This is a genomic window from Arthrobacter sp. UYCu712, assembly GCF_040547005.1.
GTDB lineage: Bacteria > Actinomycetota > Actinomycetes > Actinomycetales > Micrococcaceae > Arthrobacter.
Genome location: NZ_JBEPOZ010000008.1, coordinates 94193 through 107528 on the forward strand (window position 1 = coordinate 94193; position 13336 = coordinate 107528).

General features: G+C 66.8%; 11 protein-coding genes and 2 tRNA genes. 10 read left to right on the forward strand and 3 right to left on the reverse strand.

Annotation, left to right across the window (positions count from 1 at the left end; genetic code table 11):
• The first annotated feature begins 207 nt into the window (after positions 1-207).
• Positions 208-1920 (forward strand): sialate O-acetylesterase, encoded by a 1713-nt coding sequence (locus tag ABIB51_RS10290; protein WP_354187850.1) that lies wholly within the window; start codon positions 208-210, stop codon positions 1918-1920.
• Between the two features lie 12 nt (positions 1921-1932).
• On the opposite strand, the gene ABIB51_RS10295 is transcribed toward ABIB51_RS10290, so the two are convergent.
• Together ABIB51_RS10295 and pepN are read right to left on the reverse strand one after the other, a co-directional pair.
• Positions 1933-2430 (reverse strand): OsmC family protein, encoded by a 498-nt coding sequence (locus ABIB51_RS10295; RefSeq protein ID WP_354187851.1) that lies wholly within the window; start codon positions 2428-2430, stop codon positions 1933-1935.
• The gene (gene pepN / locus ABIB51_RS10300) at positions 2427-4985 is read right to left on the reverse strand and encodes an aminopeptidase N (RefSeq protein WP_354187920.1); all 2559 of its coding nucleotides are present in this window, start codon (positions 4983-4985) and stop codon (positions 2427-2429) included. The genes ABIB51_RS10295 and pepN overlap by 4 nt, the downstream gene beginning before the upstream one ends.
• 126 nt (positions 4986-5111) lie before the next feature.
• On the opposite strand from pepN, the gene ABIB51_RS10305 reads away from it, so the two are divergent.
• The 3 genes from ABIB51_RS10305 to ABIB51_RS10315 all read left to right on the forward strand — a co-directional run bounded on the left by ABIB51_RS10305 (position 5112) and on the right by ABIB51_RS10315 (position 7678).
• Positions 5112-6113 carry a hypothetical protein gene (locus ABIB51_RS10305; RefSeq protein WP_354187852.1) on the forward strand — a complete coding sequence of 334 codons (1002 nt, stop codon included), beginning with the start codon at positions 5112-5114 and terminating at the stop codon, positions 6111-6113.
• A 135-nt stretch (positions 6114-6248) separates the two neighbouring features.
• Entirely contained in the window at positions 6249-6740 is a 492-nt protein-coding gene (locus tag ABIB51_RS10310; protein WP_354187853.1) for a ribose-5-phosphate isomerase, read from the forward strand.
• Positions 6740-7678, forward strand: coding sequence for an Fpg/Nei family DNA glycosylase (locus ABIB51_RS10315; protein ID WP_354187854.1), 939 nt, complete (start codon positions 6740-6742; stop codon positions 7676-7678). The genes ABIB51_RS10310 and ABIB51_RS10315 overlap by 1 nt, the downstream gene beginning before the upstream one ends.
• Positions 7679-7777: 99 nt before the next feature.
• On the opposite strand, the gene ABIB51_RS10320 is transcribed toward ABIB51_RS10315, so the two are convergent.
• A tRNA-Gly gene (locus tag ABIB51_RS10320) sits at positions 7778-7848 on the reverse strand.
• 131 nt (positions 7849-7979) lie between these two features.
• On the opposite strand from ABIB51_RS10320, the gene ABIB51_RS10325 reads away from it, so the two are divergent.
• From ABIB51_RS10325 to ABIB51_RS10350, 6 genes are all read left to right on the forward strand, one after another.
• A tRNA-Pro gene (locus ABIB51_RS10325) sits at positions 7980-8054 on the forward strand.
• A gap of 67 nt (positions 8055-8121) precedes the next feature.
• Positions 8122-9531 (forward strand): trigger factor, encoded by a 1410-nt coding sequence (tig, locus tag ABIB51_RS10330; RefSeq protein ID WP_354187855.1) that lies wholly within the window; start codon positions 8122-8124, stop codon positions 9529-9531.
• A gap of 246 nt (positions 9532-9777) precedes the next feature.
• Positions 9778-10416 (forward strand): ATP-dependent Clp protease proteolytic subunit, encoded by a 639-nt coding sequence (locus ABIB51_RS10335; protein WP_354187921.1) that lies wholly within the window; start codon positions 9778-9780, stop codon positions 10414-10416.
• A 38-nt stretch (positions 10417-10454) separates the two neighbouring features.
• The gene (locus tag ABIB51_RS10340) at positions 10455-11114 is read left to right on the forward strand and encodes an ATP-dependent Clp protease proteolytic subunit (protein ID WP_354187856.1); all 660 of its coding nucleotides are present in this window, start codon (positions 10455-10457) and stop codon (positions 11112-11114) included.
• Between the two features lie 145 nt (positions 11115-11259).
• Positions 11260-12540, forward strand: a complete 1281-nt coding sequence (gene clpX / locus ABIB51_RS10345; protein ID WP_354187857.1) for an ATP-dependent Clp protease ATP-binding subunit ClpX — start codon at positions 11260-11262, stop codon at positions 12538-12540.
• Positions 12541-12669: 129 nt separating this feature from the next.
• Positions 12670-13275 (forward strand): mycothiol-dependent nitroreductase Rv2466c family protein, encoded by a 606-nt coding sequence (locus ABIB51_RS10350; protein ID WP_502916111.1) that lies wholly within the window; start codon positions 12670-12672, stop codon positions 13273-13275.
• Positions 13276-13336: the final 61 nt, after the last annotated feature.

Sequence of the window (13336 nt, forward strand, 5' to 3'; positions counted from 1 at the left end):
TCGGCATTCGCCGGGCGCGTTGTTCCCTTTCAACATTAGCGCCGTCGCGGCGCGGCGTGCGCATCGGTCGCCGGGCTGCGAGTCAAGGAAAGTTGAAGGTCCTTGTGCCACGGTATCCACGTGAATGGTCCGTAAGGGTCTTGTTGGCCCCGAGCTCCGGGCTTGTAGTTTTCCGGGCGGCAGCGCTCAGTTACGGATGGTGAACCCGTGCCAAGCAATCTGGTTGAAATGTTCCGAGGGCTGCTGGTCGGCATCGCCGTCTCGGCCATGGTGTTCGCGGGTGTGGTGCCCGCGCAGGCAGCAAATCCGGTTACCGTGCTGCACGTTTTCCTCGCCGTGGGACAGTCGAACATGTCCGGGCGCGGATTCCCCATCGGCGGAGCCCGGGATCCGGTCGATCCACGGATCTTCCAATACGGGGCCAAGGTCCGCACGCTGCGGGCCGCTACCGTCCCCCTGGACATGCACGACAAAGCCACCGGAATCTCCCCGGCAACCACGCTGGCCCGCGAGTACCTGAAAACCCAGGCCGGCAACGTCGGCGTCCTCATCATCCCGGCTGCCCACGGGGCCACCGCATTCACCAGCGCCGCGAACACCCTCACCTGGTCCGTCGGCAAGGCATCCGCGTCGAAGTTCGACCTCCCCACGCTGGCGGTGGTCCAGGCGCGCGAGGGCATCGCGGCGGCGAAGGCGGCCGGCTTCGCCGTCGACCTCAAGGGCATCCTGTGGCACCAGGGCGAAAACAACTCGACCATGTCCACCGCGGAATACAGCACGAGGCTGGATGAGCTCATTGCGTTCTTCCGGTCCAAGCTGGCCGCGCCGAAACTTTCCTTTGTGGTGGGTCAGATGACGCCGGAGGGAATCGCGGACACACCGGCGCGGGCCAACGTGGACCGGGCGCACCGCGGAACCCCCGCCCGGGTCCCGTACACGGGCTTTGCGGCGGCCACGACCGGCGGCGTGAATACCGGTGACAGGATTCATTTCTCCCGCGTGGGAGTTGAATACCTGGGCACGACCTACCTTTCCGCCTACCGGAAGGCTGCCGCGGCCGGGGGCGCCACCAGTCCTCCGGCGCCGGGCGGACCGGGCACAAGCCCGCCGGTCCCGGCCGCGGCCAGCGCGGCCATCGGGAAGGCGGCGGTTGCGAACCCCGGCCTCGGCCAGGCGGCCGCGCCCATAACGTGCGGGCTGCCCGGCGGCGGCTGCCGGCAGGAATACCAGCGCGGGGCGATCATCTGGTCCACTGCAACAAGTGCCCGCACAAGCGTCGGCGGGATCCGTGCGACCTGGGCTGCCGCCGGAGCCGAAGGCGGCCGGCTGGGGTATCCGACCAGCAATGAGGCCTGTGGCCTGCGCAACGGCGGCTGCTATCAGATGTTCCAGGGCGGCGCGATCATCTGGTCTCCCGCCACGGGATCGCGCGTGAGTATCGGCGGAATCCGCGCCGCGTGGGCTGCTGCCGGACTTGAGAACGGCAGGCTCGGCTATCCCACCAGCAACGAAGTATGCGGGCTTCGCAGCGGCGGTTGCCAGCAAACGTTCCAGGGCGGCGCCATTCTCTGGTCACCGGCCACGGGATCGCGCGTGAGTATCGGCGGAATCCGCGCAGCCTGGGGCGCCACCGGGTTCCAGAACGGCCGGCTCGGCTATCCCACCAGCGACGAATTCTGCGGCCTGCGCAGCGGCGGTTGCCAGCAGCTGTTCCAGGGCGGCGCGATCGTCTGGTCCCCGGCCACCGGCTCGCAGTTGAGCGTTGGCGCCATCCGGGCGGCTTGGGCCGCCAACGGGCTCGAAAACGGACGGCTCGGCTATCCGACGACCCATGAATACCGGATGGGCGACGGCGTCGCCCAGAACTACCAGGGCGGCCGCATCGTCTGGTCCCCGGCCACGGGTGCCCGAATCGGCTAGCCGGGTGGCGGCTTAGCCGGCCCGCTCCACAACCAGGGTCGGTTCGTGGAGCACCGGAAAGTTGACGCTTCGGGCGATGAAACAGACCCTGTTGGCCTCGGCGTGCAGCTGCTCCAGCAGCCCGGAGCCCGGCGGCTCCCCGTACGCCGGAGCCGCTGCCGTCACCCGGGGCTTGAGCGTGACGGACGCGAACTGGCCGCTGCCGTCCCGGTTGGTCCGCATCAGGCCCTCTGCGTGGTCCTCATAGGCAGTGACCAAGAGGCCGTGCTTCACCGCCACATGCAAGAAGGACAGCATGTGGCACTGCGAGAGCGCCGCCAGGAGCAGCTGCTCGGGGTTGTACCGGGTCCGGTCGCCGTGGAAGGTCGGATCGGCGGAGCCCCGGAGGACCGGGAGGCCGGGGAATTCGATGTCATGGTCGCGCGAATAGCCGCGGTACGACGCCGTCCCCTCGCCCAGGTTCCCGGTCCAGCGGACCGTCAGCGCATAGCGGTGCTCGTCGAAGCTCATGCGTCGATGTCGGCCTGGCGGGCACGCAGGGCGCGGGCCACGCCGTCGCGGTTCTCGAGCATCATCCGTCGCAGCGCGGCGCTGTCGTCCGGGAGGGCCGCGAGGAACGCGTCCGTCCGGTCAACGGTGGCCTGGGTGGTCAGCTGTGCCGGGTAGAGCCCGACGACGATCTGCTGGGCGAGCGCGTGCGTGCGGTCCCTGACGACGCCCGGGACGGCCTCGAAGTATTTCTCGGCGAAGGGTTCCAGCAGTGCCGTGTCCAGCACCCGGGTGAAGCCGGCCACGGCCGAGCCCTGAAGCGCGTTGGAAAGTTCGCCCTTGACCACAATCGACTCCCACGCTGCAGCCTTGGCCTCCGGGGTGGGGATGGCGGCCTTGGCGAGGGCCGCGGCGTTCTGCCCGGTGGCGGTGTTGTCGCGCCCCAGCTCGGCATCGATCTGCTCTTGCCCGGCCCGGCCGCCGGTGACGAGGGACGCGATCAGTTCCCAGCGGAGGTCCTGGTCCACGGTCAGGCCGTCGAGCGTCAGGGTGCCCTCCAGCAGGCCGGACACGGTGTCCAGCTGACCGGCGCTGCGTGCCAGCAGGGCGTAGGACTTCACAAACTGCAGCTGCGCGTCGGAACCGGCGGGGACGCTGGAGGCCAGCTCCCAGAGCCGGTCGGCGGCGGCGACGGCGTTGGCTTCCTTGTGGTCCCCGGCGACGTAGAAGTTCAGCGTCGTCGCCAGTTGGCGGAGCTGGACCAGGATCACTGAGGAATCGGATTCCTCCGCAATGTTCGCGAGGATCAGTTCCACGTAGCCGCGGGCCGGGGTTTCGCCGTCGCGGGCCGCGTCCCACGCAGAGCCCCACACGAGGGTGCGGGGCAGGCTCTGGCTGAAGTCCTTCAGGTGCGCCGTGGCGGTCGCGAGCGACTTCGGGTCCAGGCGGACCTTGGCGTAGGCGAGGTCGTCGTCGTTGAGCAGGATCAGGTCCGGCTGCGCACGGCCGGCCAGCGCCGGAACCTCGGTGCGCCCACCGTCAACGTCGAGCTCCTCGCGGTGGACCCGCTCCAGCTTCCCGGCGGCGGTGAGGTCATAGAAGCCGACGGCGAGGCGGTGCGGCCGGATGGTCGGCTGGTCCTCCGTGGCGGTCTGCAGGATCGCGAAGGACGTGATCGTGCCGTCCGCGCCCACGGCGAGCTCGGGCTTGAGCGTGTTGACGCCGGCGGTTTCCAGCCAGAGCCGGCCCCACTGGTCCAGGTCGCGGCCGCTGGCCTTTTCCAGTTCGGCCATCAGATCGCTCAGCTCGGTGTTCTGCCAGGCGTGCTTGCTGAAGTACTCGCGGACGCCGGACATGAATTCCTCCGGGCCAACCCAGGCCACCAGCTGGCGGAGCACCGAGGCGCCCTTGGCGTAGGTGATGCCGTCGAAGTTCACCTCGACGTCCTGCAGGTCGTTGATCTCGGCGAAGATCGGGTGGGTTGTGGGCAGCTGGTCCTGCCGGTAGGCCCAGGACTTCTCCACGGACGCGAAGGTGGTCCACGCGTGGTCAAACCTGGTGTTCTCCACGGCGGCCAGGTGGGACATGTACTCGGCAAAGGATTCGTTGAGCCAGAGGTCGTTCCACCAGCGCATCGTCACCAGATCCCCGAACCACATGTGCGCGAGCTCGTGCAGCACGGTGATGGCGCGGCGCTCCACCTGGGCGTCCGTGACCTTGCTGCGGAACACATACCCTTCCAGGATCGTGACGGCTCCGGCGTTCTCCATAGCGCCGGCATTGAACTCCGGCACAAAGAGCTGGTCGTACTTCTCGAACGGGTACGGGCAGCCGAACTGCGCCTCGAAGAACTCGAAGCCCTGGCGGGTGAGCTCGAAGATGTTGTCGGCGTCCAGGTACTGCATCAGGGACTTGCGGGCGAAGATGCCCAGCGGCGTGACCTTCCCGGCGGCGGACTTCACTTCGCTGCGGACCGACTGGTAAGGTCCGGCGATCAGGGCCGTGACGTAGGACGAGAGCCGCGGCGTGGGCGGGAACTCCCAGACCGAGCGGGCGCCGCCGTCGTCGCCGGGAATGGTCTCGACCGGCACGGGCGTGGGGGAGTTGGAGATCAGGTCCCAGTGCGAGGGGGCGGTGACGGTGAAGGTGAAGCTGGCCTTGAGGTCGGGCTGTTCGAAGACGGCGAACATGCGGCGCGAATCCGGGACCTCGAACTGGGTGTAGAGGTAGACCTCGTTGTCCACCGGGTCCACGAAGCGGTGCAGGCCCTCGCCCGTGTTCATGTATGGGGCGTCCGCCACAACCAGCAGGTCGTTCTCGGCGGCCAGCTCCGGCAGGTGGATGCGGATGCCGTCGGAGACCTCGGCCGGATCAAGTTCGCGCCCGTTGAGGGTGACGCTGTGCACCGCATGCGTCACGGCGTCGATGAAGGTCGAGGACCCCGGCCTGGCCGAGAACTTCACGGCGGTGGTGGCGCCGAAGACCTTGCCGCCGCGCGTCAGGTCGAGGCTGACTTTGTAGGATTCGACGGCGATCAGTTCGGCGCGCTCGCGGGCTTCGGCGCGCGTCAGGTTCATACCGGGCAAGGGGGCCTCCAGGAAAGTATCGGCGTTAACGTGAAATTATTCTTTCACGTTCACGGCGCTTGGCAAGTTGCATGAATCACATATCTGCCGGGTGTCCGTAAGGGTAGCGTTAGGAATATGGGAAAGCTTCGGGAGTCCGTCGATGTCAGGGCCCTGCGGTTCGCGTTGGGGTTCCCCGTCATGCTGGCCGCCTGTTTCGCCATCTGCGCCCTCCTTGTCCGCCCCGATCTGCCCGAGCCGCTGGCTGTCCGCTGGACCGGGGACGGGGCCGTGGACTTTGCCCCCTTCGAGGCGGTGGTGGGAGCAGGCGCGGCGCTGATTGTGCTGATCGGCTGGGCCGTGCTGGTGCAGGCCGTACCGCTGTCCCGTCCGGCCCTCATGCGCCGGATCATGATGGGGGCCGGGCTGTCCCTCGTCCTCTTCGTCACCACCGTGCTCGCTGCCGCACTGGTCGGGCAGCTGGGCCTGGAGAACGCTCGGGAGTCCCGCGTGGACGCCTCCGTCCTGGCGCTGGGCAGTGGCGCGGCCCTTTCCCTCGGCGTCGTCATGGGCTTCGTCTTCAAAGCGGACGAGCGCTGGTCTGCCGATGATGACCGCGGCATGCAGGAGGCCCTGCGGCTCGAGCTGGATCCCGGTCTGGCCCGGGACTCCGTGAGCCTGTGGGTCCATGCCCGCAGTTCCGTCTTTGTGATGCTCGGGATCGCCACCCTGTTGCCCGCGGCTCTCGTGACCATCGCCGTGCCCTGGCTGGCGGCCGTCGTCGTGGCACTGGCCCTGCTCGCGGCCGCGTTCCTGTTCGTCCGCGTCCGCGTGGACCGGACCGGGCTCCGGGTCTTCGCCGCGGGCTTCCTGCGGGTCATGGACGTGCCCGCCGCGGCCATCGAGGCTGCCACGCCGAAGGAGGTCAAGGCCGCGGACTATGGCGGCTGGGGCTACCGCAGCCACGGCGGCACTACTGCCCTGCTGGTCAGCAGCGGGCCCGCCGTCGTCGTCGACCGTTCCGACGGGCGGAAGCTGGCGGTCAGCGGCGGCAGCGCCGCCTCCGCGGACCATGTGGCACAGGTACTGACCCGGGTGGCTGACCGGGCGCGCCGCGGCGGCGAAAACGCTGAGCTGTGACCCGTTTGTGAAGTGCGTCCCGGCTGCCCGGCCGGCCCCGCAGCCGGTGCCCTAGTAGGCTGGGGAACACCCCCTACGTCCTACCCGGCAGTGCCCGCGCCCGCACTGGCCTGCCCCCGATCGAACGGATTCGCCGTGACCTCATCTGACTTCCCCCGCGTGCACATCGCCACGGACCACGCCGGGATGGAGCTCAGCGCCCACCTGGTGAACCACCTCAGCGCCAAGGGCTACGACGTGGTGGACCACGGGCCCAAGGTCTACGACGCCCTGGATGACTACCCGTCCTTCTGCATCAACGCCGCGCTCGCCGTCGTGGCCGACCAGGAAGCCGGGAACAACGCCCTCGGGATCGTCCTCGGTGGATCCGGGAACGGGGAGCAGATCGCCGCCAACAAGGTCAAGGGCGTCCGTGCAGCGCTGGCCTGGAACCTGTCCACCGCGCAACTGGCCCGGGAACACAACGATGCCAACGTCGTGGCCGTCGGCGGTCGCCAGCACAGTGTCGAGGAGGCCACCGCCATCATCGAAGCCTTCCTGCTGGAGCCCTTCAGCAACGACGAGCGCCACGTCCGCCGGATCGGCAAGATCGCCACGTACGAGCGCACCGGCCAGGTCATCGACTAGTGCCGGAAGGGCATTCGGTCCACCGGCTGGCACGCCAGTTCGAGGACGTCTTCGGCGGGGAGCGGCTCGCGGTCTCCAGCCCGCAAGGACGGTTCGTGCACGGCGCGGCCTTGCTGGACGGCCACGTGCTGACCGGCTCGGTGGCCCACGGCAAACACCTGTTCCTGACGTTCGAACACGGCCTGGTGCTCCACGTCCATCTGGGCCTCTACGGGGCCTGGAATTTCGGCGGCGACGCCACGTTCCGCGGTGCCTCCAGCATCGGCGCACCGCGCAAGGTGGGGGAGCGGGAGGTGTACGACGACGCCGGGGCCGATGCCGCCCCGGATGACCCGGTTGACGGCTACGCCGGTCCGCCCGCCCCCGTCGGCGCCGTGCGTGTCCGGCTGGCCGGCGCCCATGGCTGGGCTGACCTGCGCGGGGCCAGCACGTGCGAGGCAGTCACCGAGGCGGAGGGCGAAGCCGTGCTGGCGCGGCTCGGTCCCGACCCGCTCCGGAACCGCCCCGGCGACCGGGATACCTTCACCGCCGGGATCCTGGCCCGGCGCACACCCCTGGCCGCGCTGCTGATGGACCAGAAGGTGATTGCCGGCGTCGGCAACGTCTACCGCGCCGAACTGCTCTTCCGGCAGCGCCTCGACCCCTGGCTCGCCGGCAACGCGCTGTCCCTGGACACCGCCCGGCTGCTCTGGGACGACACCGTCGCCATGATGTCCGACGGCGTCCGCGACGGCAGGATCATCACGACGCCGGCTCGTTACTGGGGCGGGCCCGGTGCTGCGGAACCGGCCGGCGGGCTGCCTTCCCCGGAGGAGTCCCATTTCGTCTACCAGCGCCAGGGCCGGGACTGCCGCGACTGCGGAACGCCCATCGCGCTGACCGAACTCGGTGCCCGGAAGCTCTATTGGTGTCCGGACTGCCAGCGGTCGAAGCACTGACCGTTCCGAGCGCAGGCCGGCACCCCAGGGCGCAGGCCCGAACCACTGAGGGCACAAAAAAGCCCCTCCGCGGAGGGGCTTTTTTCTGTCATATTTCTGAGGGGACGACGGGAATCGAACCCGCGTAATCAGTTTGGAAGACTGAGGCTTTACCATTAAGCTACGTCCCCGGGAACTTGCTGGAACTTCAACAAAACTTCCGGGCGGCTGTTCAAGCCGGATACAACTAAACCCAATTCAGTGCCCCGGTGTCAAATGTGCAAACCGGCATGATTTGACCGTAGACTGTTCTGTGCACTTACGGGGTGTAGCTCAGCTTGGCTAGAGCACCTGCTTTGGGAGCAGGAAGTCGCAGGTTCAAATCCTGTCACCCCGACTCTGCAGGTACTGCCAGATCTTGGCGCTGCAGAACCCCACCCCCTAAACCCAGGAGTACTTAGACTGTGAAGAGCGCTGTCGAGAACCTCACCCCCACGCGGGTCAAGCTCAATGTTGAGGTCCCCTTTGAGGAATTGAAGCCCAGCATCGCAGAGGCATACAAGACTGTTGCTTCGCAGATCCAGGTCCCCGGTTTCCGCAAGGGCAAGGTCCCCTCCAAGCTCATCGACCAGCGCGTCGGCCGCGGCTACGTGCTGGAGACTGCCATCAACGACGGCCTCAACGGCTGGTACCAGGCTGCCGTGCAGGAAACCGGCATCCGCCCGCTGAGCCGTCCCGAGGTTGAAATCACCGAGGTCCCGGACCCCACCGCCACCGACGGTGAACTCAAGTTCCACGCCGAGGTTGACGTCCGCCCCGAGATCGAGCTGCCGGAGTACGCCGGCATCAAGGTTGAGGTTGCCGCCGCCGAGTCCACCGACGCCGACGTCGACAAGGCCCTGGACGAGCTCCGCGGCCGCTTCGGCACGCTGAAGTCCGTCGACCGCCCGGCCGCCGACAAGGACTTCCTCACCATCGACATCACGGCCTCCATCGACGGCGCCGAAGTCGACTCCGCCACGGGCCTGTCCTACCAGGTCGGTGCCGGCACCATGCTCGAAGGCCTCGACGAGGCCGTCACCGGCCTGAGCGCCGACGAAGACGCCATCTTCGACACCACCCTCGTCGGCGGCGACCACGCCGGCGAATCCGCACAGGTGAAGGCGGTCGTCAAGTCCGTCAAGGAGCGCGAGCTTCCCGAGGCCGACGACGACTTCGCCCAGCTGGCGTCCGAATTCGACACCCTCGCCGAGCTGCGCGAAGACCTCGCCAAGCAGGCCGCCGAGTCCAAGATCGTCGAGCAGGGCGTAGAGGCCCGCGACAAGGTCCTGGACAAGCTCGTTGAGCTCGTCGAGGTCCCGGTTCCCGAATCCGTCGTCGAAGAGCAGCTCGAGCAGCACTTCAACGCCGAGAACGCCCACGGCGAAGGCGAACACGACACCGAGGAGCACCGCGCCGAGGTCAAGGCCAACACCGAGCGTGCGTTCCAGAACGAGATCATCCTTGACGCCATCGCCGAAAAGGAAGAAGTCAACGTCAGCCAGAACGAGCTGATCGACTACATCGTCACCACAGCCGGCCAGTACGGCATGGACCCGAACCAGTTCGCCCAGATCATCGATCAGAGCGGCCAGGTCCCCATGATGGTTTCCGAGGTCCGCCGCCGCAAGGCACTGGCCGTCGTCCTGGGCCAGGCCGAGGTCACCGACGCTGAGGGCAACAAGGTTGACCTCAGCGACTTCGTCCGCCCCGGCGGCGAAGAGGCAGCTGTTGAGGCGGCTGCCGGAACTGAAGCCGACATCGAGGAGACCGCTTCCGAAGAGGCAGCAACCGAGACCGCCAAGAACGATGACCCGGCAGCAGTGAAGTTCTAACACTTCGGCGTTCCCGCAGTCCCCGCCCGCACCCCCGGACCTTGCTCCGGGGGTGCGGGTTTTTAAGCCGTCGATGAACCCTCCCGGGCAATCGTGCGCCGTCAGCGAACAGCCCCGCGCCAGCGCACAAAGCGGGCGTGAAAAACGTTAGTGTCCATGTAGGAAAGTTCAGTGATGTCGTCCAGTGGCGTCACCGTCGCCAGCGAGAGGTAAGTACACATGTCACAGCAAGCAGGGGCACCCCGGATGGCTACCGTCGATCCGGCAGCCCAGGATAACTACATTTACAACCGCCTGCTGAAAGAGCGCATCATCTGGCTCGGCTCCGAGGTCCGCGACGAGAACGCCAACGCGATCTGCTCGCAGCTGCTCCTGCTCTCGGCGGAGAATCCCGAAAAGGACATCTACCTTTACATCAACTCACCCGGCGGCTCCGTCACCGCCGGCATGGCCATCTACGACACGATGCAGTTCATCCCGAACGACGTCGTGACCGTCGCCACCGGCCTCGCCGCCTCCATGGGCCAGTTCCTGCTCTCCTCCGGCACCAAGGGCAAGCGCTACGCCACCCCCAACGCCCGCATCCTGATGCACCAGCCCTCGGGCGGCATCGGCGGCACGGCCTCGGACATCAAGATCCAGGCCGAGCTGATCCTGCACATGAAGAAGGTCATGGCCGAACTGACCGCAGACCAGACCGGGCAGACGGTGGAGACCATACTCAAGGACAACGACCGCGACAAGTGGTTTACCGCGAAGGATGCCCTCGAGTATGGCTTCTTCGACAAGATCGCGGCCCACGCCGGGTCCGTGGCGGGCGGCGGCGGGACCAACGCCAACGGCGCCGGCGCTGCCTCCGGCATTGACACGGCCACCGAGAACTGACCGGCACGTAGACAGAAATGACTTCAGGAGCAATGAACATGAACTACAATTTCGGATCGACTGCCGGTAACCTGCCGAGCAGCCGTTACGTGCTGCCGCAGTTCGAAGAGCGCACCCCCTACGGCTTCAAGCGCCAGGACCCCTACACCAAGCTGTTCGAGGACCGCATCATCTTCCTCGGCGTCCAGGTCGACGACGCCTCGGCCGACGACGTCATGGCGCAGCTGCTGGTGCTCGAGTCCACCGACCCGGACCGCGACATCACGCTCTACATCAACTCCCCGGGCGGCTCCTTCACCGCCATGACGGCGATCTACGACACCATGACGTACATCCGTCCGGAGATCCAGACCGTCTGCCTCGGCCAGGCCGCCAGCGCCGCCGCCGTGCTCCTCGCGGCCGGAACGCCGGGCAAGCGCCTGGCCCTGCCGAACGCCCGTGTGCTGATCCACCAGCCCTCACTGTCCGGCGGACAGGGCGGGCAGGCCTCGGACCTGGAAATCCAGGCCGCCGAAGTCATGCGGATGCGGGCCTGGCTCGAAGACACGCTGGCCAAGCACTCCGGCCGGACGCCGGAGCAGGTCAACAACGACATCGAGCGCGACAAGATCCTCACGGCCGCGGAGGCCATGAATTACGGACTGATCGACCAGGTGCTTGACTCACGCAAGATCAAGCCGCAGGCAATCAGCAAGTAGCAGTTCGACGCAACACCCGAATACCGGCGCCGGTGCGGCTCACCACAAATGGCCGCACCGGCGTCGGCATTCCACCCAACGGGCCCAAAGTGACCTAGAGTGGAACCTGTCACAGGCACCAGCAAGATACTAAAGGGGTTCACATATGGCTCGGATTGGCGAGAGCACGGATCTGCTGAAGTGTTCTTTCTGCGGGAAGAGCCAAAAGCAGGTCCGGAAGCTCATTGCCGGGCCCGGCGTCTACATCTGCGATGAGTGCATTGAGCTCTGCAACGAGATCATTGAAGAAGAACTCGCGGAAGTCGCCGATCTGGGCAGTTTCGAACTGCCCAAGCCCCGCGAGATTTTTGATTTCCTACAGGAATACGTCATCGGGCAGGAGCCTGCCAAGCGGTCGCTCGCAGTGGCCGTCTACAACCACTACAAGCGCATCCAGGCCGGGCACGCCCCCAAGAGCGGAAGCCTTGCCGAGGGCGGTCACCACGACGACGTCGAGCTCGCCAAGTCCAACATCCTCCTGATCGGCCCCACCGGCTGCGGCAAGACGTATCTGGCCCAGACCCTGGCCCGGCGCCTCAACGTCCCCTTCGCCGTCGCCGACGCGACGGCGCTGACCGAAGCCGGCTACGTCGGCGAGGACGTGGAGAACATCCTCCTCAAGCTCATCCAGGCCGCCGACTACGACGTCAAGAAGGCCGAACAGGGCATCATCTACATCGACGAGATCGACAAGATCTCGCGGAAGAGCGAGAACCCTTCCATCACCCGGGACGTCTCGGGCGAGGGCGTGCAGCAGGCCCTGCTGAAGATCCTCGAAGGCACGGTGGCCTCGGTCCCGCCGCAGGGCGGACGCAAGCACCCGCACCAGGAATTCATCCAGATCGACACCACGAACGTGCTCTTCATCGTTGCCGGCGCCTTCGCCGGCCTTGAGGAAATCATCGGGTCACGGTCGGGACGGAAGGGCATCGGTTTCGGCGCCCCGCTCAACGAGGTCAAGAACAAGGCGGACTCCTACGGCGAGGTCATGCCGGAGGATCTGCTGAAATTCGGGCTCATTCCGGAATTCATCGGCCGCCTGCCGGTCATCACGACGGTCTCCAACCTGGACCGCTCCGCGCTGATCCAGATCCTGTCGACCCCCAAGAACGCCCTCGTCAAGCAATACCAGAAGATGTTCCAGCTCGACGGCGTCGAACTCATCTTCGAGGACGAGGCACTCAACACCATTGCCGACCAGGCGCTGGAGCGCGGCACCGGAGCCCGCGGGCTCCGCGCCATCATGGAGGAAGTCCTGCTCCCGGTCATGTTCGACCTCCCCAGCCGCGACGACGTCGCCAGCGTGATCATCACCGAAGAAGTCGTGACCAAGAAGGCCGCGCCCACGATGATCGCCCACGACGTCAAGCGCCGCAAGTCCGCCTGACCCGGAATAGGCCCGAACGGGAATAAACAGCCCGTAGCGGTCGCTGTCACCATTGGCGCGCCGTGCATTCGATCCACCGCAGCGCACTTCCCCGCAGACTTCCCAAGGAGAACACCTGTGCCTGAATCCATGACCAACAAAGCCGACTTCTGGTTCGACCCGATGTGCCCCTTCGCCTGGGTCACGTCCCGCTGGATCGGCGAAGTGGAAGAAGTCCGCGACATCAGCACCGAGTGGCACGTCATGAGCCTCGCCGTGCTCAACGAAGGCCGCGACGAACTCCCGGAGCAGTACAAGGAATTCATGGCCAAGGCCTGGGCGCCTGTGCGGGTCATTGTTGCTGCCGCCGAAAAGCACGGCACCGAGTACGTCAAGGCGCTTTACGACGCCATGGGCACCAAGATCCACAACGAGGGCAACAGCGACATCGCCGAGGTCATCTCCAAGTCCCTCGCCGAGGTCGGTTTGCCGGCCGAGCTCGCGGCCGCCGGGCAGAGCGACGAATTCGATGCGCAGCTCCGCACCAGCCACGAGGCCGGCATGTCCCTGGTGGGCCAGGACGTGGGCACACCCGTCGTCGCCTTCAACGGCACGGCCTTCTTCGGCCCGGTCCTGACCCGCATCCCGCGCGGCGAGGAAGCAGGCAAGATCTGGGACGCCACGGTGACCCTCGCATCCTTCCCGTACTTCTTCGAAATCAAGCGCAGCCGGACCGAAAGCCCGGTCTTCAGCTAGGCCATCGGGCGCCGGACCGGGCACCCTGCCCGGCCACTTTCCGGCCCGCCATGAGCCCCGG

What these genes read in the sequence shown, in the direction of transcription:
- ABIB51_RS10295 (WP_354187851.1), bottom strand. Translation starts at nt 2,430, where the DNA reads ATGAGCTTCGACGAGCACCGCTATGCGCTGACGGTCCGCTGGACCGGG.
- pepN (WP_354187920.1), bottom strand. Translation starts at nt 4,985, where the DNA reads ATGAACCTGACGCGCGCCGAAGCCCGCGAGCGCGCCGAACTGATCGCC.
- ABIB51_RS10305 (WP_354187852.1), top strand. Translation starts at nt 5,112, where the DNA reads ATGGGAAAGCTTCGGGAGTCCGTCGATGTCAGGGCCCTGCGGTTCGCG.
- ABIB51_RS10335 (WP_354187921.1), top strand. Translation starts at nt 9,778, where the DNA reads ATGGCTACCGTCGATCCGGCAGCCCAGGATAACTACATTTACAACCGC.
- ABIB51_RS10340 (WP_354187856.1), top strand. Translation starts at nt 10,455, where the DNA reads ATGAACTACAATTTCGGATCGACTGCCGGTAACCTGCCGAGCAGCCGT.
- clpX (WP_354187857.1), top strand. Translation starts at nt 11,260, where the DNA reads ATGGCTCGGATTGGCGAGAGCACGGATCTGCTGAAGTGTTCTTTCTGC.
- ABIB51_RS10350 (WP_502916111.1), top strand. Translation starts at nt 12,670, where the DNA reads ATGACCAACAAAGCCGACTTCTGGTTCGACCCGATGTGCCCCTTCGCC.